Annotated in this window: 23 protein-coding genes; 21 read left to right on the forward strand and 2 right to left on the reverse strand. The window is 61.7% G+C overall.

Annotation, left to right across the window (positions count from 1 at the left end):
- Nucleotides 1–42: 42 nt before the first annotated feature.
- Nucleotides 43–792: a flagellar basal body P-ring formation chaperone FlgA gene (flgA, locus tag DFS21_RS16085; RefSeq protein ID WP_111532674.1), complete on the reverse strand. Its 750-nt coding sequence runs from the start codon at nt 790–792 to the stop codon at nt 43–45.
- Nucleotides 793–855: 63 nt separating this feature from the next.
- Here flgA and DFS21_RS16090 point away from each other — a divergent pair, with 63 nt between their 5' ends.
- Together DFS21_RS16090 and cheR are read left to right on the forward strand one after the other, a co-directional pair.
- Entirely contained in the window at nt 856–1,785 is a 930-nt protein-coding gene (locus DFS21_RS16090) for a chemotaxis protein CheV (RefSeq protein ID WP_110702387.1), read from the forward strand.
- A 52-nt stretch (nt 1,786–1,837) separates the two neighbouring features.
- Nucleotides 1,838–2,665 carry a protein-glutamate O-methyltransferase CheR gene (gene cheR / locus DFS21_RS16095; protein ID WP_110702388.1) on the forward strand — a complete coding sequence of 276 codons (828 nt, stop codon included), beginning with the start codon at nt 1,838–1,840 and terminating at the stop codon, nt 2,663–2,665.
- On the opposite strand, the gene DFS21_RS26955 is transcribed toward cheR, so the two are convergent.
- Nucleotides 2,646–2,876, reverse strand: coding sequence for a hypothetical protein (locus DFS21_RS26955; protein WP_110702390.1), 231 nt, complete (start codon nt 2,874–2,876; stop codon nt 2,646–2,648). The genes cheR and DFS21_RS26955 overlap by 20 nt on opposite strands.
- A 263-nt stretch (nt 2,877–3,139) precedes the next feature.
- Between DFS21_RS26955 and flgB the strand changes: the two genes are divergently transcribed.
- The 19 genes from flgB (at nt 3,140) to fleQ (ending at nt 22,100) form a co-directional block, all read left to right on the forward strand.
- Nucleotides 3,140–3,547: a flagellar basal body rod protein FlgB gene (flgB, locus tag DFS21_RS16105; RefSeq protein ID WP_110702392.1), complete on the forward strand. Its 408-nt coding sequence runs from the start codon at nt 3,140–3,142 to the stop codon at nt 3,545–3,547.
- 2 nt (nt 3,548–3,549) lie between these two features.
- The gene (gene flgC, locus DFS21_RS16110; RefSeq protein ID WP_023629792.1) at nt 3,550–3,993 is read left to right on the forward strand and encodes a flagellar basal body rod protein FlgC; all 444 of its coding nucleotides are present in this window, start codon (nt 3,550–3,552) and stop codon (nt 3,991–3,993) included.
- Nucleotides 3,994–4,006: 13 nt separating this feature from the next.
- Entirely contained in the window at nt 4,007–4,705 is a 699-nt protein-coding gene (flgD, locus tag DFS21_RS16115) for a flagellar hook assembly protein FlgD (protein WP_111532651.1), read from the forward strand.
- A gap of 30 nt (nt 4,706–4,735) precedes the next feature.
- A complete protein-coding gene (flgE, locus tag DFS21_RS16120; protein ID WP_111532652.1) occupies nt 4,736–6,058 on the forward strand; it encodes a flagellar hook protein FlgE in 1,323 nt (440 codons plus the stop codon).
- 69 nt (nt 6,059–6,127) lie between these two features.
- Complete coding sequence (locus tag DFS21_RS16125) at nt 6,128–6,322, forward strand: hypothetical protein (RefSeq protein ID WP_111532653.1); 195 nt, start codon at nt 6,128–6,130, stop codon at nt 6,320–6,322.
- A 160-nt stretch (nt 6,323–6,482) separates the two neighbouring features.
- A complete protein-coding gene (locus tag DFS21_RS16130) occupies nt 6,483–7,223 on the forward strand; it encodes a flagellar basal body rod protein FlgF (RefSeq protein WP_023629796.1) in 741 nt (246 codons plus the stop codon).
- Between the two features lie 48 nt (nt 7,224–7,271).
- Nucleotides 7,272–8,057 carry a flagellar basal-body rod protein FlgG gene (gene flgG, locus DFS21_RS16135; protein ID WP_038706564.1) on the forward strand — a complete coding sequence of 262 codons (786 nt, stop codon included), beginning with the start codon at nt 7,272–7,274 and terminating at the stop codon, nt 8,055–8,057.
- Between the two features lie 79 nt (nt 8,058–8,136).
- Nucleotides 8,137–8,832: a flagellar basal body L-ring protein FlgH gene (flgH, locus tag DFS21_RS16140; protein ID WP_110702406.1), complete on the forward strand. Its 696-nt coding sequence runs from the start codon at nt 8,137–8,139 to the stop codon at nt 8,830–8,832.
- 12 nt (nt 8,833–8,844) lie between these two features.
- Entirely contained in the window at nt 8,845–9,954 is a 1,110-nt protein-coding gene (locus DFS21_RS16145; RefSeq protein ID WP_110702472.1) for a flagellar basal body P-ring protein FlgI, read from the forward strand.
- A gap of 11 nt (nt 9,955–9,965) precedes the next feature.
- On the forward strand, nt 9,966–11,162 hold the full coding sequence (gene flgJ, locus DFS21_RS16150) for a flagellar assembly peptidoglycan hydrolase FlgJ (RefSeq protein WP_111532654.1): 1,197 nt from the start codon (nt 9,966–9,968) through the stop codon (nt 11,160–11,162).
- A 10-nt stretch (nt 11,163–11,172) separates the two neighbouring features.
- Nucleotides 11,173–13,212 carry a flagellar hook-associated protein FlgK gene (gene flgK, locus DFS21_RS16155; RefSeq protein WP_110702410.1) on the forward strand — a complete coding sequence of 680 codons (2,040 nt, stop codon included), beginning with the start codon at nt 11,173–11,175 and terminating at the stop codon, nt 13,210–13,212.
- Between the two features lie 12 nt (nt 13,213–13,224).
- The gene (locus DFS21_RS16160) at nt 13,225–14,787 is read left to right on the forward strand and encodes a flagellar hook-associated protein 3 (RefSeq protein WP_110702412.1); all 1,563 of its coding nucleotides are present in this window, start codon (nt 13,225–13,227) and stop codon (nt 14,785–14,787) included.
- Nucleotides 14,788–15,071: 284 nt separating this feature from the next.
- Nucleotides 15,072–16,001, forward strand: a complete 930-nt coding sequence (locus DFS21_RS16165; protein WP_110702414.1) for a ketoacyl-ACP synthase III — start codon at nt 15,072–15,074, stop codon at nt 15,999–16,001.
- 300 nt (nt 16,002–16,301) lie between these two features.
- The gene (locus tag DFS21_RS16170; protein WP_111532655.1) at nt 16,302–17,714 is read left to right on the forward strand and encodes a flagellin; all 1,413 of its coding nucleotides are present in this window, start codon (nt 16,302–16,304) and stop codon (nt 17,712–17,714) included.
- A 75-nt stretch (nt 17,715–17,789) separates the two neighbouring features.
- Entirely contained in the window at nt 17,790–18,140 is a 351-nt protein-coding gene (locus tag DFS21_RS16175; protein WP_110702418.1) for a flagellar protein FlaG, read from the forward strand.
- Nucleotides 18,141–18,223: 83 nt separating this feature from the next.
- A complete protein-coding gene (gene fliD, locus DFS21_RS16180; protein WP_111532675.1) occupies nt 18,224–19,612 on the forward strand; it encodes a flagellar filament capping protein FliD in 1,389 nt (462 codons plus the stop codon).
- 128 nt (nt 19,613–19,740) lie between these two features.
- On the forward strand, nt 19,741–20,142 hold the full coding sequence (fliS, locus tag DFS21_RS16185; protein WP_028692784.1) for a flagellar export chaperone FliS: 402 nt from the start codon (nt 19,741–19,743) through the stop codon (nt 20,140–20,142).
- A 19-nt stretch (nt 20,143–20,161) separates the two neighbouring features.
- Complete coding sequence (gene fliT, locus DFS21_RS16190; protein WP_110702422.1) at nt 20,162–20,458, forward strand: flagellar protein FliT; 297 nt, start codon at nt 20,162–20,164, stop codon at nt 20,456–20,458.
- Between the two features lie 166 nt (nt 20,459–20,624).
- Nucleotides 20,625–22,100, forward strand: a complete 1,476-nt coding sequence (gene fleQ / locus DFS21_RS16195; protein WP_110702424.1) for a transcriptional regulator FleQ — start codon at nt 20,625–20,627, stop codon at nt 22,098–22,100.
- Nucleotides 22,101–22,140: the final 40 nt, after the last annotated feature.

Genomic DNA, 22,140 nt, shown 5'->3' on the forward strand with positions numbered 1-22,140 from the left:
CACATCGCCAGCGTTCTGTCAGTATGCCGACGCGGGGTGTTGCTACATGGCCACCTCGACCTGGCCGGGCCCGGTAACCCGAGCCTTGACCACGCGCTTGGAGTTCAGGTTGCGCACGCGGATCTGCGTCTGTAGGCCGCCCTTGTCCAATGCCTCGCCCGGCATGCGCACGCTGAGGCTGCCGCTGCGGGCGATGATCACCACGTGGTCGCCCTTGCGCACCACTTCGGCCTGCTCCAGATGCTGTTGCGTCAACACCTGGTCGAGCACCGTCGGGCGCAGCAGCTTCATGCCCAGTGCCTGGTCCAGTTGGATCAGGTAGCCGGGCCCCAGCGTGCCCACATCGCGCTCGCGCATGGCCACATCGCCTTCGCCGACCACGCTTTCGCGCTTGAGCGGACGGGTCATGACCACCACGTCGCGCAGCAGGCGCACCTGGGCCGGGACGAACACGGTCCAGGGCGCCGCGCCATCGCAACGCACCCGTACCGTGACCCGTCCCAGGGGCGTCGAACTTTCCAGCGAGGCATCCAGTTGCTGGCTGCACAGCGGCATGCGCAGGCGCGGGTCCAGGGTGTTGACCTGGATCTCGTAGCGCCCCGGCGTCTGGGTGGTCGCCAGATAATCCTCTACGGTGAATTCAAGAAACCCTTGAGTGACACCGATAAGCTGTTCAGGCAAGGTAAAAGAGTCCGCCAGCGTACGTATGCCGGGTGCCAGCAGGCACAGGGCGGCCAGTGAGCCGGTCAACAGGCGCGTCAGTCGTCGGAAATTTGTCGTTTTCGTGTACATGGCGTTCAAAAAAGCAAAGCCCGTGCCGATTTGGTACACAGGCAATCGTTGAAGGAGTCCGGCATGGCTGGAGTGATGGATTCGGTCAACCAGCGCACGCAACTGGTGGGGCAGAACCGCCTGGAGTTGTTGTTGTTTCGCCTCAATGGCGATCAGCTCTACGGCATCAATGTGTTCAAGGTGCGCGAGGTACTGCAGTGCCCGGACCTGACCTTGCTGCCCAGGTCTCATCCGGTGGTGCGCGGCGTGGCCAACATTCGGGGGGCGACCATCCCGATCCTGGACCTGTCGATGGCCACGGGCCTTCCGCAGTTGAAGGAAGAGACGCGCAACAGTTTCGTGATCATCACCGAGTACAACACCAAGACCCAGGGTTTTCTGGTGCACTCGGTCGAACGCATCGTCAACATGAACTGGGAAGAGATCCATCCGCCACCCAAGGGCACCGGGCGAGATCATTACCTGACCGCCGTGACTCGGGTCGACAATCGTATGGTCGAGATCATCGATGTGGAGAAGGTCCTGGCCGAGGTGGCGCCATCGTCCGAGTCTGTGTCGGATGGTGTGATCGATGCCGAGGTGCAGGACAAGGCGGTGATGCTGCGAGTGCTGACCGTCGATGACTCGTCGGTGGCGCGCAAGCAGGTAAGCCGTTGCCTGCAGACCGTGGGGGTCGAGGTGGTGGCGCTCAATGATGGTCGTCAGGCCCTGGATTACCTGCGCAAGCTGGTCGACGAGGGCAAGCGGCCAGAGGACGAGTTCCTCATGATGATCTCGGATATTGAAATGCCGGAAATGGACGGCTATACCCTCACGGCGGAGATTCGCAGCGATCCGCGCATGCAAAAGTTGCACATCTGCCTGCATACTTCGTTGTCCGGGGTATTCAACCAGGCGATGGTCAAGAAGGTCGGCGCCGATGACTTCCTGGCCAAGTTCAAGCCGGATGACCTCGCCCAGCGCGTGGTCGATCGGATCAAGGCGAGCCATTGAAAACGGCCAGGGTTTGTCCCTGGCGCTAGCGATTTATAAAGAGGCGGCAGCATTGTCTACGGGTAATTTGGATTTCGAACAGTTCCGGGTCTTCCTGGAGAAAGCCTGTGGCATCCTGCTGGGCGAGAATAAGCAGTACCTGGTCTCCAGCCGTCTCAACAAGCTGATGGAGCAACAGGGCATCAAGTCGCTGGGCGAGCTGGTGCAACGCATCCAGACCCAGCCGCGCAGTGGTCTGCGCGAGCAGGTGGTCGATGCCATGACCACCAACGAGACGCTGTGGTTTCGCGATACCTACCCGTTCGAGGTGCTCAAGAGCAAGGTCATCCCGGAGTTCATCAAGAACAACCCGGGCCAGCGCCTGCGCATCTGGTCGGCGGCCTGTTCCTCCGGGCAGGAGCCGTACTCGCTGTCGATGGCCATCGACGAGTTCGAGCGGACCAACCTTGGCCAGTTGAAGATGGGCGCGCAGATCGTCGCCACCGACCTGTCCGGCGCCATGCTCACCAACTGCAAGACCGGTGAGTACGACAGCCTGGCCATCGCCCGTGGCCTGTCGCAGGAGCGCCTTCAGCGCTACTTCGACACCAAGGGGCCGGGGCGCTGGGCAATCAAGGCGCCGATCCGCAGCCGCGTCGAGTTCCGCTCCTACAACCTGCTCGACAGCTATGCGCCGCTGGGCAAGTTCGACATCGTGTTCTGCCGCAACGTGCTGATCTACTTCTCGGCCCAGGTCAAGAAGGACATCCTCATGCGTATTCACGGCACGCTCAAGCCTGGGGGGTACCTGTTCCTTGGGGCGTCCGAGGCGCTCAACGGGCTGCCCGACCATTACCAGATGGTTCAGTGCAGCCCGGGCATCATCTACCAGGCCAAGTGAGGCTCATCAAAAAGGCCGGTATCGCGAGATACCGGCCTTTTTGATGGTGCGAAAAGCGCTGCCTGCTGCGCGCGGCAAGGCGGGGTTCGACCCGTAGGCGCGGATTGACCTGCCAGCCGTAGCCGCCAATCAGGTTCAGCCTCAGCAGGTTGCTATCGTAGTCCGACTTGGCGCGGGTGCCGGCGATCTCGCGCTTCGTCGTTGAAGCCATAGGTTTGCGCGGGGTGCGAATGCTGCCGGAGTGATGGCTAATAGATACATGGCTTTGACGTCAATTTTTTGTTTTGCCGCTTTTGCCGCCTGGCAATTGCCGCTCGCTGCGCGTCAAGCGGAAGCACTTTGCCGCTTTTCTGGCATAGCCATCTGCCGGATGCCCGGCATCTCCACTGTTTCCAGGGGTTGCAGTGGTTGGCACAGCCCTTGCTAAAGCCTAAGCCAACGAAACTCTGGTCAACCTCTGAAGGTTTCCCCGATATGAGCATCAGCTTCGACAAGGCGCTCGGCATCCACGAAAAGGCACTGGGCTTCCGCGCCCAGCGCGCCGAGGTGCTGGCCAACAACATCGCCAACGCCGATACGCCCAACTACAAGGCGCGCGACATGGACTTCTCGTCCGTGCTCGCCGCCGAGTCCGACAAGCAGCAGAACGGCCGCATTGCCCTGGACCGCACCAATAATCGCCATATCGAGGCCGAAGGCCTGGCGATGATGGATGACACCCTGAAGTACCGCACCCCGATGCAGCCATCGATCGACCAGAACACCGTCGATGCGCAGATCGAGCAATCGAACTACACGGAAAACGCCGTTGGCTTCCAGGCCAGCTTCACCCTGCTCAACAGTAAATTCAAAGGGCTGGTATCGGCCCTGCGTGGAGAGTGACCATGTCCCTTGCCAGTGTCTTCAACATCGCCGGTAGCGGCATGAGTGCGCAGAACACGCGCCTGAACACCGTTGCCTCGAACATCGCCAACGCCGAGACGGTGTCTTCGAGCATCGACCAGACCTACCGTGCCCGTCATCCGGTGTTCGCCACCACCTTCCAGCAGGCCCAAGGCGGCGCCGGCCAGTCGCTGTTCGAAGACCAGGGCGAGGCGGGGCAGGGCGTGCAGGTCAAGGGCATCATCGAGGATCAGAGCAACCTCGAGGCCCGCTACGAGCCGAACCACCCGGCGGCGAACAAGGACGGCTATGTCTACTACCCGAACGTCAACGTGGTCGAGGAGATGGCTGACATGATCTCCGCCAGCCGTGCGTTCCAGACCAACGCCGAGCTGATGAACACCGCCAAGAACATGATGCAGAAAGTGCTGACCCTGGGTCAGTAAGCAGGGAGCCGAAATGACTACCACCAATACTGATACCAAGGTCGGCAGTAGCTTTCTAGAGTCGCTGCAAAGACCTGCCAACAAGAACAACGCCAATACCGGGCAGGCCGGTAGCGCGTTGGGTAAAGATGCGTTCCTGCAGTTGCTGGTGACGCAGATGAAGAACCAGAACCCGCTCGATCCTCAGGACAACGGCGAGTTCGTCGCGCAGCTGGCGCAGTTCAGCAGCCTCGAAGGCATCCAGTCGTTGAAGGAGTCGGTCGACGGCATCCTCACTGGCATCGGTTCGTCCCAGGCATTGCAGGCCACCTCGCTGGTCGGCCGTTCGGTGATCGTGGCGAGCGACAAGGCGGTGGTCGATACCACCAAGAGCTTCAATGGTCAGGTCGTGGTGCCGTCGAACATTACCGAAGGCGAGGTCACCATCAAGGACAAGGACGGCAAGGTGGTCAAAACCATCGAGCTTGGGGCGCAGAAGGCCGGCACCGCCGACTTCATCTGGGATGGCACCAATGACAAGGGTGAGAAGGTCGATCCGGGTACCTACACCTTCAGTGCCGAGACCAAGGTCGACGGCAAGGCCAAGACGCTGGCCACGCTGCTGCCAGCCAAGGTCAACAGTGTCAGCTTCCAGAACGGCAGCGAGATGATGCTCGACCTGGCTGGCATCGGCAAAGTCGGCATCTCCAAAGTCACCACCATCGGAATTTAACGCCGCAGAATCGGCACAAGGAGCGAGTACATGTCTTTCAATATCGGCCTTAGCGGTCTCTATGCGGCGAACAAGGCACTGAACGTTACCGGCAACAACATTGCCAACGTTGCCACCAGCGGTTTCAAGGCGTCGCGCGCCGAGTTCGGCGACCAGTATTCGCAGTCCATCCGCGGCACCGCCGGCGGCAAGACCCAGGTGGGCAGCGGCGTGAAGACCATGGCGGTCTCGCAGATGTTCAACCCGGGCAACATCAACGGCACCGGTCAGGCGCTGGACATGGCCATCGATGGCAACGGCTTCTTCGCCCTGAACGACAACGGTTCGCGTATCTACACCCGCTCCGGTGCCTTCTACAGCGACAAGGAAGGCTATGTGGTCAATGCCAATGGCGCCAACCTGCAAGGCTACCCGGTGGATGAGAACGGCAAGGTCATCCAGGGCTCGCTGACCAACCTGAAGATTGACACCTCGAACCTGTCGCCGAAACCGACCGGCCGCATTTCCGAAACCGTCAACCTGAACTCCAGCGACGCCGCGCCTTCGGTTACGCCATTCGACCCGACCAATGTCAAAAGCTACAACTACACCTTCAATACCCCGGTCTACGACAGCCAGGGTAACGAGCACCAGATGAACCAGTACTTCGTCAAGGATGCCGGCACCAACTCCTGGACCATGCACACCACTATCGATGGTCGCAACCCCGCCGACCCGACCCTGCCCACGCCGCTGGTCAACAAGCTGCCGTTCACCTCGGGTGGCAAGCTCGATACTGCGGCCATGACGGCCGGTGCGGTCACCGGTGGCCTAACCATCGCCGCCGACAAGACCTTCCAGCTGACCGGCTGGGTGCCGGCCGAGAAGAACGCCGCAGGTGCCTGGGTCGGCAATGGCGCCACCGCGCGTACCGGTGGTGTGACCCTGGACATGCTGGCCACCACTCAGTTCAACGCGGCCTCGGCCACCACCGCCAAGGACCAGGACGGTTATGCCACCGGTGAGCTGGCCGGCCTGACCGTGGACCAGAGCGGCAACATGTTCGCCAACTTCACCAATGGCCAGAACAAGGTCATCGGCCAGGTGGTGATCGCCAACTTCGCCAACCTGCAGGGCCTGACTCCGGTCGGCGCCACTGCCTGGAAAGAGTCCTACGCTTCGGGCGTGCCGATCATCGGCGGGCCGGACACCGGCACCCTGGGCCGTATCGCCGGCAGCTCCCTGGAAGACTCCAACGTCGACCTGACCGGTGAGCTGGTCAACCTGATCAAGGCGCAGAGCAACTACCAGGCCAACGCCAAGACCATTTCCACCGAAAGCACCATCATGCAGACCATCATCCAGATGACCTGATGATCGTGGCGTGAAAAAGCCCCTGCCCGCAGGGGCTTTTTCACATCTGGCAGTGCGGAGAGTGAAGTCATGAAGAAGTTGTCGGTGTTCGTGGTCGTGGCCGGTACGTTGCTGGTGGCGCTGTCGCTGGGGGCCGCGCCGGCGCCCTGGTATCAGTGGCAAAGCCTGGCGACCGGGCGCTACATGTGCTCGGCTAACGATCCGGGCGAGGGCTGGAGGCGTCATTCCGGTCCCTACCGTAACGGCGCCTGTCGTGACGACTGACGTGGGTTTGCCGCCTGCGGCAAGTATTCGCCGATAAACTGACGCCAACCGCCATAGGATGCCCTGAAAGCCCCGTGTTACGGGGCTTTGTAATGTTGGTTCGATAATTGCTTTGCCCTTGCCAACGACAGCGCGGCAAGGTTCGCGTAGAGGAGATGCTGTGGACAAGATGCTTTATGTGGCCATGACCGGTGCCAGCCAGAACGCGCTGGCGCAAAAGGCCCATGCCAACAACCTGGCGAACGTTTCCACCAATGGCTTCCAGCGCGACCTGGAGCAGGCCCGTTCGATGCCGGTGTTTGGCGACAGCTTTCCGGCACGTGCCTTTGCCATGACCGAGCGTCCGGCTACCGACTTCAGTGAAGGTGCGCTGGTCGAGACCGGTCGCGAACTGGACGTGGCGGTTGCCGGCAAGGGCTTCATCGCCGTGCAGGCGCCCGATGGCAGCGAAGCCTATGTGCGCACTGGTAGCCTGAACATTGACGCCCTGGGCGTGCTGCGTGCCGGCAACGGCATGCCTGTCATCGGCAATGGTGGCCCGATCGCGATTCCGCCCGAGCAGAAGGTCGAGGTCGGCGACGACGGCACCATCAGCATCCGCGCCATGGGCGAGGATCCGCGAGTGATGGCCGAGGTCGACCGGATCAAGCTGGTCAACCCGGATATCAAGGGTATGACCAAGGGGCTGGATGGCATGATCCACACCGCCAGCGGCCAGCCAGCCGACGCCGACGTCAACGTCCGCCTGGTCTCGGGCTTCCTGGAATCGAGCAACGTCAACGCCGTCGAGGAAATGACCTCGGTGCTGGCGCTGTCGCGTCAGTTCGAACTGCACATCAAGATGATGAACGCGGCCAAGGAAGGCGATGAAGCCATGGCTCGGGTTTTGCAAATCGGCTAACTACATTTGAACGGGTGCCGTAAAACAGGCGCACGAGGAGAACACTAAATGCTTCCGGCTCTTTGGGTCGCTAAAACCGGCCTGTCCGCCCAGGACACCAACCTCGCGGTCATCTCCAACAACCTGGCCAACGTCTCGACCACCGGCTTCAAGCGTGATCGCGCCGAGTTCCAGGATCTTTTGTACCAGATCAAACGCCAGCCTGGTGCGCAGTCGACCCAGGACAGCGAGCTGCCTTCGGGCCTGCAGGTCGGTACTGGTGTGCGCATCGTCGGCACCCAGAAGAGCTTCACCGCCGGCAGCCTGCAGACTACCGAGAACCCGCTGGACATGGCGGTCGACGGTCGCGGTTTCTTCCAGATCCTGCAACCTGACGGCACCGTTTCGTACACCCGTGACGGTACCTTCCACCTGAACTCCGATGGCCAGATCGTCACCGCCAACGGCTTCGCCCTGGAGCCGGCCATCGTCGTGCCGCCAGATGCGCAGACCTTCACCGTCGGCCGTGACGGCACCGTCTCGATCACCACCGCCGGCAACCCGGCCGCGCAGGTCATCGGCAACATCCAGACCGCCGACTTCATCAACCCGGCCGGCCTGCAGGCCATCGGCGGCAACCTGTTCCTGGAGACCGCCGCCAGCGGCGCGCCGCAAATCGGCACGCCGGGCCTCAACGGCTTCGGCACCACCCAGCAACAGACCCTGGAAGCCTCCAACGTCAGTACCGTCGAAGAGCTGGTGAACATGATCACCACCCAGCGCGCCTACGAGATGAACTCCAAGGTCATCTCCGCCGCCGACAAGATGCTGTCGTTCGTCACCCAGCAGCTGTAAGCCGTAGCGGCCCGCCGGGTGCGGGCCGCTGACCATCCGCTCGCTGTTGCAGCGCCTGTTTTGCCTAGAGGTAAGAGTCATGAAACGTCTGTTGTCCGTGTTCGCCCTGGGGGGGGCGGTATCGTTGGCCGGTTGCGTCGCGCCGCCGCCCAAGCCCAACGATCCGTACTACGCGCCGGTCCTGCCGCGCACCCCGTTGCCGGCGGCGGCCAACAACGGTTCGATCTACCAGGCCGGTTTCGAGCAGGGCCTGTACACCGACCGCAAGGCGTTCCGGGTTGGCGACATCATCACCATCACCCTCAACGAGCGTACCTCGGCGAGCAAGAATGCTGGCTCGCAGATCCAGAAGAACAGCAAGGCCAACCTCGGCCTGACTTCGCTGTTCGGTACCGTGCCCAACACCAACAATCCGCTGGGCAGCGGCGACCTTACCCTCGAGGCCGGTTACAGCGGTGACCGCTCCACCAAGGGTGACAGCAAGGCGACCCAGGGCAATACCCTGACCGGTTCGATCACTGTCACCGTGGCCGAAGTGCTGCCCAACGGCATCATCGCGGTGCGTGGCGAGAAGTGGATGACCCTGAATACCGGCGAGGAGCTGGTACGCATCGCCGGCCTGGTGCGGGCCGACGATATCGCCACCGACAACACCGTGCCGTCCACCCGTGTGGCCGACGCGCGCATCACCTATTCGGGCACCGGCTCGTTCGCCGATGCCAGCCAGCCTGGTTGGCTGGACCGTTTCTTCATCAGCCCGCTCTGGCCTTTCTGAGTACGGATGACCATGTTCAACGCTAGGCGGTTGATTGCCGCGACTCTGCTTCTGTCCTGTGCCTTCGGTGCCCACGCCGAGCGCCTGAAGGATATCGCCAGCATTTCCGGCGTGCGTGCCAACCAGCTGATCGGCTACGGTCTGGTGGTGGGCCTGAACGGTACCGGTGACCAGACCACCCAGACTCCGTTCACCCTGCAGACCTTCAACAACATGTTGTCGCAGTTCGGCATCAAGGTGCCACCAGGCTCGGGCAACGTGCAGTTGAAGAACGTTGCCGCGGTATCGGTGCATGCCGATCTGCCGGCCTTCGCCAAGCCCGGCCAGGTAGTCGACATCACCGTGTCGTCGATCGGCAACTCCAAGAGCCTGCGCGGCGGTAGCCTTTTGATGACGCCGCTCAAGGGTATCGACGGCAACGTCTACGCCATCGCTCAGGGCAACCTCGTGGTCGGTGGTTTCGACGCTGAAGGCCGCGATGGCTCGAAGATCACCGTCAACGTCCCGTCCGCCGGTCGCATTCCAGGCGGTGCTTCGGTCGAGCGTGCGGTGCCAAGTGGTTTCAACCAGGGCAACAGCCTCACGCTGAACCTCAACCGTCCGGACTTCACCACCGCCAAGCGCATCGTCGACAAGGTCAACGAACTGCTTGGGCCAGGCGTGGCGCAGGCGCTCGATGGTGGCTCGGTGCGGGTCACCGCGCCGATGGACCCCAGCCAGCGCGTGGATTACCTGTCCATTCTCGAGAACCTCGAGATCGACCCGGGCCAGGCCGTGGCCAAGGTGATCATCAACTCGCGTACCGGCACCATCGTCATCGGCCAGAACGTCAAGGTCTCGCCAGCGGCGGTGACCCACGGCAGCCTGACCGTGACCATCACCGAAGACCCGATCGTCAGCCAGCCGGGGCCGTTCTCCAATGGCCAGACCGCCGTGGTGCCGCGGTCGCGGGTCAATGCCGAGCAGGAGGCCAAGCCGATGTTCAAGTTCGGCCCGGGTACCACGCTGGATGAGATTGTGCGGGCGGTGAACCAGGTTGGCGCGGCGCCGGGTGACCTGATGGCGATCCTCGAAGCCCTGAAGCAGGCCGGCGCGTTGCAGGCCGACCTGATCGTGATCTGAGGACGCCACGGATGACCCCGAAAAGCCTAATTTCCGGCGCGGCCGACAGCGGTGCCTTTACTGACCTCAATCGCCTGAGTTCGCTCAAGCATGGCGATCGCGACAGTGAGGGCAACATCCGCAAGGTCGCCCAAGAGTTCGAATCGTTGTTCGTCAGTGAGATGCTCAAGGCGTCGCGCAAGGCCACTGATGTGATGGCCGACGAAGACAGCCCGATGAACAGCGACACGGTCAAGCAGTACCGTGACATGTACGACCAGCAACTGGCGGTGAGCATGTCCCGCCAGGGTGGCGGTATCGGCCTGCAGGATGTGCTGGTGCGTCAGTTGAGCAAGAACAAGGTTGGCGTCAACACCAGCCCGTTCCCACGAACCGACGTTGCTGCCCCGGCATTGTGGGGTAGCCGCATGGTCAACCCGGCGCGCGTCGAGCAGCCTGTGGCAGGGCGCAATGATGTGGCGGCGCTTAACTCGCGACGCCTGGCGTTGCCGGGCAAGCTGACCGACCGTTTGTTGGCAGGCATCGTGCCGCCCGCCGCCGTTGCCGGCGCAAACGGCAGCGATGCGGCTGTGTCCGGCCGCAATGGCCCTTCGCTCGCCGGTGTTGCCCGTGGCGACTGGCAGCCGGCGCAGAGCTTCGCCGCGCCGCGCGAGGGCATGCGCATTCTCGGCCGGGCCGTGGCCCAGCCGCCGCTGGCACCGAACAAGGCGTTCAGCAACAGCGATGCCTTTGTCGCCACCATGCTGCCGATGGCCGAGCAGGCGGCCAAGCGCATCGGCATCGATCCGCGCTACCTGGTGGCCCAGGCGGCGCTGGAGACCGGTTGGGGCAAGTCGGTCATGCGCAATCCCGACGGCAGCAGCAGCCACAACCTGTTCGGCATCAAGGCCACCGGCAACTGGCAGGGTGGCGAGGCACGGGCGATCACCAGCGAGTTCCGTGGTGGGCAATTCGTCAAGGAAACGGCGGCGTTCCGTTCCTACGACTCTTACCAGGACAGCTTCCATGACCTGGTCAGCCTGTTGCAGAACAACAACCGCTATAAAGATGCCGTCGGTGCCGCCGATAACCCGGAACAGTTTGCAAGAGAGCTGCAGAAAGCTGGCTACGCCACCGATCCGGACTATGCCCGCAAGATCATCAGCATCGCCCGGCAACTGCAGCCGACCCAGGAATACGCCATGGCTGGCACTCACACGAATCTATAAGGATTGAAGCATGTCTCTGATCTCGATCGGGCTCTCCGGCCTGAATGCCAGCCAGACGGCGTTGGCCATTACCGGCAACAACATCGCCAACGCGGCGGTCTCCGGCTATTCGCGGCAGCAGGTCATCCAGGGTACGGGCGCCTCGCACAATATCGGCGTCGGCTTCGTCGGTACCGGCACGACGTTGCAGGATGTGCGTCGCATCTACAACGCCTACCTGGACAATCAACTGCAGACCGCCACCTCGCTCAACACCGACGCGGCGGCGTTCCAGGATCAGATCACAGGTATCGATAAACTGCTGGCCGAGAGCAGCACCGGCATCAGCTCGGTGCTGACCGCCTTCTTCTCGGCGCTGCAGACCGCTTCGGCCAAGCCCAGTGACGTCGCCTCGCGCCAGCTGCTGCTGACCCAGGCGCAGACCCTGAGCAATCGCTTCAACGCCATCTCCAGCGAGATGAACAAACAGAACGACAGCATCAACAGCCAGCTCGACACGCTGTCGGGCCAGGTCAACAAGCTGACGTCGAGCATCGCCGACCTCAACAAGCAGATCACCCAGCTGTCGGCGTCCGGCGCCTCGCCGAACAACCTGCTGGATGCGCGCAGCGAAGCGGTACGCCAGCTCAATGAGCTGGTCGGCGTCACCGTGCAGGAGCGCGACGGCAACTACGACGTGTACCTGGGCAATGGCCAGTCGCTGGTTACCGGCAACCGCGCCAACACCCTGAGCGCGGTGCCGAGCGCTGCGGACAACAGCCAGTACAGCCTGCAGATCAACTACCCGACCTTCTCCTCCGACGTCACGTCGGTGGTCGCCGGCGGGCAGATGGGCGGCCTGCTGCGCTATCGTCAGGACGTGCTCAATCCGTCGATGAACGAGTTGGGCCGTGTAGCCCTGGTGGTGGCCGACAGCATCAACAGCCAGTTGGGGCAGGGCCTGGATGCCAACGGGCAGTTCGGCAGCGCGCTGTTCTCCAGCATCAACAGCGCCATGGCGGTCAGCCAGCGCAGCCTGGCGGCTGCGGGCAACAGCGCAGGCTCCGGCAATCTGGATGTGACCATCGCCAACAGTGGCGCGCTCACAACCTACGATTACGAAGTCAAGTTCACCGGCCCCAACCAGTACAGCGTGCGCCGTTCCGACGGCACCGACATGGGCAATTTCGACCTGACCACCACGCCACCACCGGTGATCGATGGCTTCACCCTCAAGCTCAATGGCGGCGGCCTCGCCGCCGGTGACAGCTTCAAGGTAAGCCCGACCCGCACGGCGGCGGGCTCGATCAATACCGTGCTCACCGATGCCAACAAGCTGGCGTTCGCCGGCCCGATCAATGGCGTCGTCGGCAGCGGCAATAAAGGTTCCGGCACCATCACCCCGCCGAATCTCGGTGCCAATCTGGATATCTACGGTGGCGCCGACACTGCGCTGATCCAGGATTCGATCAAGCATTCGATGCCGGTGCGCATGGTGTTCCAGGCGGCCAGCGGTGGCACGCAGGCTTACGAGCTGTTCGATGCCAAGGGCAACTCCATCGGTACCGGCACCATCGTGCCGGGCCAGGACAACAAGCTGACGATCAATGTGCCGATGCTAGATGCCGCCGGCGCGCCGATCCTCGATGGCAGCGGCAACCCGCGTACCTTCAGTGTCGAGACCTCGGTGGGCGGAAGCCCGGCCGCCAATGACAGTTTCAGCTTCGGCTTCAATGCCGACGGCAAGTCCGATAACCGCAACGCCCAGGCGCTGCTGGGCCTGCAAACCAAATCCACGGTCGGCATGAACTCTGGTAGCGGTACCAGCTTCACATCGTCCTACGCCTCGCTGGTCGAGCGCGTCGGTGCCAAGGCCAACCAGGCCAAAATCGATACCGTTGCGACCACGGCCGTGCTCAATGCGGCCAAGGAGAGCCGCAACGGGGTTTCCGGTGTCAACCTGGACGATGAGGCGGCCAACCTGATCAAGTTCCAGCACTACTACACCGCGTCGTCGCAGATCATCAAGGCGGCGCAGGAAACCTTCAGCATTCTGATCAACGCCCTTTAAGGAGTAGCCATCGTGCGTATTTCCACCGCTCAGTTCTATGAGTCGAGCGCCAGTAGCTACACCAAGAACTTCGCCGACCTGATGAAGAGCAAGACGCAGATCGACAGCGGCGTGCGCATCCAGACCGCCGCCGATGATCCGGTCGGTGCCGCACGCCTGTTGCTGCTGCAACAACAGCAGGCACTGCTCAAGCAGTACGACGGCAACATGACCACGGTGAACAACGCGCTGCTGCAGGAAGAGAGCGTGCTCTCTACCATCAACGATGCCATGCAGCGCGCTAGCGACCTGGCCATCCGCGCCGGTGGCGCCGGGGTGAGCGATGCCGATCGCGTGTCCATCAGCAGCGAGCTGAAAGAGATCGAGGCCAATATCTTCGGCCTGCTCAACTCGCGCGATGCCAACGGCGACTACATGTTCGGTGGCACCAAGACTTCGTCGCCACCCTATGTGCGTAATGCTGATGGCAGCTACAGCTACCAGGGCGACCAGACCCAGTTGAGCCTGCAGGTGTCCGACACCTTGAGCCTGGCGACCAACGACACTGGTTTCAGCATCTTCGATTCGGCCAAGAACAAGAGCCGTACCGAATCCACTCTGGTGGCGCCGGCGGTCGATGATGGCAAGGTTGCGCTGTCGCCGGGGCTGATGACCTCGAACAACACGTTCAACAGCAGTTTTACCGCCGGCCAGCCGTACAAGATCACCTTCACCAGCGCCACCCAGTACACGGTGACCGATGCCCTGGGCAACGACATCACCGCCGAAACAGCGACCAATGGCACTTTCGACAGTAAGACCGAGGGCAGTAACCGTATCGCCTTGCGTGGCGTCGAGTTCGAAGTCACGGCATCGCTTAAAGAAGGCGATGATGCCAATGCCGTCTTCGCCGGTCGTGAGTTCAGCGTACAGGCGCGTCCCGATTCGCTGACCAGTGTGCGTGGCGCCGGCAACCCGTCGAGCGCACAGGTGACCGGCAGCGCCGTGACCGACCAGGCAGCCTACAGCAGCACCTTCCCGAGCAATGGCGCGGTGATCAAGTTCACCGGGGCCAACACCTACGAGTTCTATGCCCAGCCATTGACCGCAGACAGCAAGCCGGTTGCCAGTGGTACCTTCACCGCGCCGGCGTTGACGGTGGCAGGGGTGACCTATCAGGTGTCCGGTGCGCCGCAGGCGGGTGACCAGTTCGCCATCAATGCCAACAACCACCAGAACCAGAGCGTGCTGGAAACCCTCAGCCAGCTGCGTTCCGCGCTGGATGCGCCGCCTGGCAATGACGGCAACAACAATGCGATCAAGAACGCCGTTGCCTCGGCGGTCGCCAACCTAGCCAGTGCTCGCGAGCAGGTAGATATCACTCGCGGTTCCATTGGTGCGCGAGGCAATTCGATCGATATCCAGCGCCAGGAAAACACTAGCCTGACCACGGCCAACAAGATCACCCAGGACGCCATCGGCAACACCGACATGGCCGAGGCGTCGATCATGCTGACCCTGCAGCAAGCCATGCTCGAAGCTTCGCAGCTGGCCTTCTCGCGCATCTCGCAGCTGAGCCTGTTCAACAAGCTCTGAGTACGCGTCCACCCAAAAGCCCCGGCCAGCGCCTCGCTGCCGGGGCTTTTTCGTGCCTGGCCGCTTGCTGCGAGAGGTGTCTGGCGAGAATTGACTGTGACTAATGAGTCAAATCGTGCATCTTCCCTGTATTCTATGCGGCAGCTGCTGCAGCATTTTGTTACCGGTGCGCAGAAGGGCAGGCCAGATGTCGGCCTGGCCAAGGCCTGTTGCCCTCGTCCCGGTAGTTGGCGCCCTCAATTCATCGAGTGGCGGTCTTTGGCTGTTTTCATTGGGAAGCCAGAATGATTGGCATCAAAAGTATCGCGAGTTACGTGCCCACCGCTGGCCTGGACAACTATGTCCAGGGTGCGAAGTTCGGCAAGGACGAAGAGTTCATGTTCGGCAAGATCGGCGCCTCCTTCCTGCCGCGCAAGGCCGAGGAGCAGGAAACCTCCGACCTGTGCGTGGAGGCGGCCCGGGCGCTGTTCGCCAACAACCCCGAGCTCGATCCGCAGTCGATCGATGTGTTGATCGTGGTCACCCAGAACGGTGACGAAGAAGGGCTGCCGCACACCGCGGCTATCGTCCAGAACAAGTTGGGCCTGTCGACTCGCGTGGCGGCCTTCGATGTTTCGCTGGGCTGCTCCGGCTATGTGTACGGCCTGTACGCCATCAAGGGCTTCATGCAGGCGGCAGGGCTCAAGAACGGCCTGCTGATCACCGCCGACCCGTATTCGAAGATCGTCGACCCGGAAGATCGCAACACCACCATGCTGTTCGGCGATGCCGCCACCGCCACGTGGATGGGCGAAGACGCCGTGTGGCAGTTGGGCGAGGCGCGTTTCGGCACTGACGGCTCGGGTGCCGAGCACCTGAAGGTCAGTGATGGTACCTTCTTCATGAACGGTCGCCAGGTATTCAACTTCGCCTTGGTCAAGGTGCCGGCGCACCTGCATGAGTTGCTCGCGGCCAGTGGCCTGCAGTCCGCGGATATCGATGCCTTCTGCATTCACCAGGGCAGCGCGGCGATCGTCGATGCCGTGGCGCGAAGGTTTGAGGAGCAACACCCGGAGAAGTTCGTCAAGGACATGCTCGAGACCGGCAATACCGTGTCTTCCAGCGTGCCGCTGCTGCTGCAGAAGCACATGTTCGACAGCAGCTGGCAGCGTGTGGCCATCAGTGGTTTCGGTGTTGGGCTGTCGTGGGGTTCGGCGATTCTCTATCGCGCTTGATTAGAGATGGCCGCGAAAAGAACGCCTGGCGTACTCCGCCAGGCGTTTTTTTATGCGTGGAAGGTGGGGTGGTTCCTGTGGGGCTGAGTCGCGATGGGCTGCACGGCAGACCATGATCGTCCACCGCCGAATCGATAAACCCCTGATTTCATAGGGGTGGCGGGGTGATGGCATTTTTTTTTCGAAAATGCCCTCAAGCAACCCACGCAGACGACGATAACCATTACGAAGGTTCTCTAGGCCATACCCGGCGGATGCCAGGGCCGGAAGCCGCAGTACCCATCCAACGAGGATTTCGTCATGGCTTTAACTGTAAACACCAACATTGCTTCGGTTACTACTCAGGTTAACCTGAACAAGGCCAGCACTGCCCAGACCACTTCGATGCAGCGCCTGTCTTCCGGCCTGCGCATCAACAGCGCCAAAGACGACGCTGCCGGCCTGCAGATCGCCAACCGTCTGACCAGCCAGATCAACGGCCTGGGCCAGGCAGTTAAGAACGCCAACGACGGTATCTCGATCGCCCAGACCGCCGAAGGCGCGATGCAGGCTTCGACCGACATCCTGCAGAAAATGCGTACCCTGGCCCTGTCCTCGGCCACTGGCTCCCTGAGCCCCGACGACCGTAAGTCGAACAACGACGAATACCAGGCTCTGACCGCCGAACTGAACCGTATCTCGGAAACCACCACCTTCGGCGGCCAGAAGCTGCTGGACGGCTCGTACGGCACCAAGGCCATCCAGGTCGGCGCCAACGCCAACGAAACCATCAACCTGAGCCTGGAAAACGTTGCTGCCAGCAACATCGGTTCCCAGCAGGTCAAGAGCACCGCGATCGTCCCATCCTCGGGTGGTCTGGCTTCTGGCAGCCTGGCTGTTACCGGTAACGGCCAGACCGCCACTGTCAACTACGCTGCTGGTGCTTCCGCCAAGCAAATCGCCAGCAACCTGAATGGCTCGATCGGTGGTCTGAGTGCAACCGCCAGCACTGAAGTCAAGCTGGACGTTACCGCTGCCACTCCATCCAACTTCAAGCTGGCTGTCGGTTCCAGCGGTACTGTTGACATCGTTGGTGTGACCGACCAGAAAGGCCTGGCTGAGCAGCTGAAATCCAACGCCGCCAAACTGGGCATCAGCGTCAACTACGACGAAGCCAAAGGCACCCTGAGCATCAAGTCGGACACCGGCGAGAACATCAAGTTCTCGGCTGCTGACACCAACGCCCAGGCGAACATCTCGATCGCCGCCAAAGACGGCTCCGGCAACTTCGCTACTGGTGCTGCTCTGGGTGGTGCTGCCATTCAGGTCACCGGCCAGGTCTCGCTGGACTCGGCCAAGGGCTTCTCGCTGGGCGGCGCTACTGCTCTGTTCGGTGCTGCGACCGTTACCTCCGCCAAGACCACCATCTCGGAAACCGACGTTACCGATGCCACCAAGGCCCAGAACGCCCTGGCCGTTATCGACAAGGCCATCGGTTCGATCGACAGCGTCCGTTCGGGCCTGGGTGCTACCCAGAACCGTCTGACCACCACCGTTGACAACCTGCAGAACATCCAGAAGAACTCCACCGCTGCCCGTTCGACCGTGCAGGACGTGGACTTCGCTTCGGAAACTGCAGAGCTGACCAAGCAGCAGACCCTGCAGCAGGCTTCGACCGCGATCCTGTCGCAGGCCAACCAGCTGCCGTCCTCGGTCCTGAAACTGCTCCAGTAATTCAGGCGCCTGAGTAAGAGGTGGAAGGGCGCGTTTACGTGCCCTTTCGCTTTTTTGACATGAGGAGTTCGAAGCATGGACATGAGTGTCAAGCTGAGCCAGGTGTATCCTCCGGTGCAGCCCCAGGCAGTGGCGACCGCCAAGGATCCGCTGGTGCCTGCCAAGGTGCCGGAAGCCGCAGCTGTCGATGACAAGCCGCACACCCGCGAGGACCTGGAGAAGGCGGTTGGCGAAATCCGCGATTTCGTCCAGTCGAGCCAGCGCAAGCTGGATTTTTCAATTGATGATTCCACTGGCCGGGTCGTAGTCAAGGTGATCGCCACCGAATCCGGTGATGTCATCCGCCAGCTCCCGTCGGAAACGGCGCTGAAGCTGGCACAAAGCCTCAGCGAAGCTGGCAGCCTGCTGTTTGACGGCAAGGCTTAAGCTGGCATGATTTTTGTTGCTGTCGGTCATTTGATGCGTGTAGTCGTCAAGGACCCGGCAGCTACCGAACAAGGAGAGCAATGATGGCAGGTTCAACAGTCAGCGGTATCGGTTCGGGCATCGATACCCAGGCGATTGTGAAGTCCCTGGTGGACGCGCAGAAGGCGCCGAAACAGGCACAGATCAACACCCAGACACTGAAGGCAACCACCACGTTGTCCTCGATCGGCAAGATCCAGGCGGCCCTGGATGCCTTCCGTGGCGCGTTGGCCACCATGGGCAAGGACAACAGCTTCGGTGGTCTGGCGTTGAAGTCGTCGGATGAAAAGGTTGCGACCATCACCGCGGGCGCGGGCGCGGCCAATGGCTCGTTCAACCTGCAGGTGGAGCAGTTGGCTTCTGCGTCCAAAGTGTCCACCCGGGTATATGCCGGTGGTGCGAATGCCGTGGTCAATCCCGGGACCACCAGTACCAAACTGACCATTACCCAGGACGGCAAGGCTCACGATGTCAGCATCCCGCCGGGCGCTACGCTGCAGCAGGTGCGCGAGGCGATCAACAGTCAGTTCGGCACCGCGGGCCTGAGTGCCAACGTCATGACTGATGCCTCGGGTTCGCGTCTGGTGATCACTTCCACCAAGATGGGTGTGGGGTCCGATATCACCTTGTCGGGGAATTCGGGCATCGATACCGGGTACACGGTTGTGGATCCGCCCAAGAATGCCAAGTACGTGCTCGATGGCATCTCCATGGAGTCCAAGAGCAACGATATCAGCGATGCGATCAGCGGGTTGAATATCAAGCTGGTGGGGGTTTCCGCCAAGGACAAGGATGGCGGCGACTTCATCAAGACCAACCTGTCGTTGACCACCAGCGCCACCGCGTTGAAGTCGGGCCTGAAAGGCTTCATCGACACCTACAACGCGCTGATCACGACAGTCAATGCCGAGACCAAGGTGACAAAGAACGCCAACGGCACCATGACTGCCGCTGCGCTCACTGGTGATGCGTCCATGCGCGCATTGATGTCTTCGATTCGTGAAGAAATGAATGCGCTTTCTGGCAGCGGCACGATGAAGTCGCTCGCCGCGTTTGGCGTCACATCGTCCCAGGATGGCGGCACGCTCAGCCTGGACGACAAGAAGTGGGACAAGGCTGCGGCCACCAACGCCGCCGACCTGACCAGCATCTTCAATGGCAAGGATGGCCTGCTGGCACGCCTGCAGACCGCGACCGAGCCTTATGCCAAGGCAGCCACCGGCACCCTGGCCGAGCGCTCCAAGGTGTTGAGCGAGAGCCTGACCAAGCTCAAGGCCGAGCAGGACACCCTGGATACGCGTATGGAAGCCCTGCGCGTCAGCCTGCAGGACAAGTACAACAGCATGGATACCCTGGTCTCTCAGCTGCGCCAGCAGCAGAACAACGTGCTGGGCACGCTCAACGCGCTGAACAATGCCAAGAACGACAAATAATCCGTGAAGGTCCCGTGAAGTCCGGGCATGATGTCCGGCTTCACGTCGGCGACAGGTAAAGTTTTCCGCCGCCGGCCCGATACAAGGACTATGAAACCAGTCGTTTTTGCCCGCTACGAGGTCGCAAGATGAATCCCATGAGAGCCCTTCGGCAGTACCAGAAGGTCAATTCCCATGCCCAGATTTCCGAAGCAACGCCCCATCGTCTGGTGCAGATGCTGATGGAGGGTGGGCTCGATCGCATGGCCCAGGCCAAAGGTGCGCTGGCCCGCGGCGATATCGCCGAAAAAGGCCTGATGCTGGGCAAGGCCATCGACATCATCATCGGCCTGAACGATGGCCTGGATGCGCAGAAGAGCGCGGACCCTGCCTATATCGAGCAGCTGTCGAGCCTCTACGCCTACATGACCAATCGCCTGATGCAGGCCAATATCGACAACGACCCGGCGATCATTGACGAGGTCGCGCAATTGCTGATCACCGTCAAGAGCGGCTGGGACGCGATCGCCGAAGCGCAACAAGCCGGCTGAGCCGGGCAGGGAGAGCAAGGTGAGCAGCGAACTGCAACGATTCGACGAGACCCGCGACGCACTGCTGAGCGCCCTGAGTGCCAAGGACTGGGATGCCATCGGCAGGCTCGACGAGAACTGCCGCACCTGCATCGACGACATGCTTGGCGCGCCGACGCTGGACGAGGATGTGGTCAAGGAGCGCCTGGAAGGGTTGCTGCAGGTCTACCGCGAGCTGCTCGACGCGACCATCGGCGAGCGCCAGGCCATCGCCGATGAAATGACCCAGATCAATCAAGCAAAGAATGCTTCGAAGGTTTACCATTTGTTCAGTTAAGATGCACCGGACTGAGCAAAAGGCGCCATAAATTTGACTGTGCAGGCCTTTTTGACTTTACTAGTGGCTGTTTTCGAAATTCAGACGTCCGAACACTGACCATTCAGTCGGAATGATGTCGTGCACGCCCTCTGGGCGCCGATATGACTAGGGAAGTTGCTATTGCATGTGGCGTGAAACCAAGATTCTCCTGATCGATGACGACAGCGAACGCCGCCGCGATCTGGCGGTGGTCCTGAATTTTCTCGGCGAAGAAAACCTTTCTTGCTCCAGCCAGGACTGGCAGCAGGTGGTCGAGGGTTTGTCTTCCAGCCGTGAAGTGCTGTGTGTCCTCATCGGCACAGTAAATGCCCCGGCAAGTGTGCTGGGGCTCCTTAAGACAGTGGCTGGGTGGGATGAGTTCCTTCCGGTTCTGCTCTTGGGCGAAATTTCTTCCGCGGAGTTCCCCGAGGACTTGCGTCGTCGCGTGCTCTCCAACCTGGAGATGCCGCCGAGCTACAGCCAGCTGCTCGACTCCCTGCACCGTGCCCAGGTCTATCGCGAGATGTACGACCAGGCCCGCGAGCGCGGTCGCCAGCGCGAGCCCAACCTGTTCCGCAGCCTGGTGGGCACCAGCCGTGCCATCCAGCATGTGCGGCAGATGATGCAGCAGGTGGCTGACACCGACGCCAGCGTGCTGATCCTCGGTGAGTCCGGCACCGGCAAGGAGGTGGTGGCGCGTAACCTGCACTACCACTCCAAGCGTCGCGAAGCGCCGTTCGTGCCAGTCAACTGCGGGGCGATCCCGGCTGAGCTACTGGAGAGCGAGCTGTTCGGACACGAGAAGGGCGCCTTCACCGGGGCTATCACCAGCCGTGCCGGGCGTTTCGAGCTGGCCAACGGCGGCACGCTGTTCCTCGACGAGATCGGCGACATGCCGTTGCCGATGCAGGTCAAGCTGCTGCGCGTGTTGCAGGAGCGCACCTTCGAGCGCGTCGGAAGCAACAAGACCCAGAGCATCGATGTGCGCATCATCGCCGCGACGCACAAGAACCTGGAGACCATGATCGAGGACGGGACCTTCCGTGAGGACCTGTACTACCGCCTCAACGTCTTCCCTATCGAGATGGCGCCACTGCGCGAGCGGGTGGAAGACATCCCGCTGCTGATGAACGAGCTGATCTCGCGCATGGAGCACGAGAAGCGCGGTTCGATCCGCTTCAACTCCGCCTCGATCATGTCGCTTTGCCGTCACGGCTGGCCGGGCAACGTCCGCGAGCTGGCCAACCTGGTGGAGCGCATGGCGATCATGCATCCCTACGGTGTGATTGGCGTCGCGGAGTTGCCGAAGAAGTTCCGTTATGTGGACGACGAAGACGAGCAGCTGGTCGACAGCCTGCGTAGCGACCTCGAGGAGCGCGTGGCGATCAACGGGCATGCGCCGAGTTTCGCCAGTCATGCCATGCTGCCGCCTGAAGGCCTGGACCTGAAAGACTACCTCGGCAGCCTCGAGCAAGGGCTGATCCAGCAGGCGCTGGATGACGCCAACGGCATCGTTGCGCGCGCGGCCGAGCGTTTGCGCATTCGCCGTACCACTCTGGTCGAGAAAATGCGCAAGTACGGCATGAGCCGCCAGGGCGGCGAGGATCAGGCGGAGGATTGACGCCTGGTGCTAGGCCTGTGCCGGCCTGTTCGCGGGTAAA

This window comes from Pseudomonas sp. 2848 (assembly GCF_003253945.1).
Classification (GTDB): domain Bacteria; phylum Pseudomonadota; class Gammaproteobacteria; order Pseudomonadales; family Pseudomonadaceae; genus Aquipseudomonas.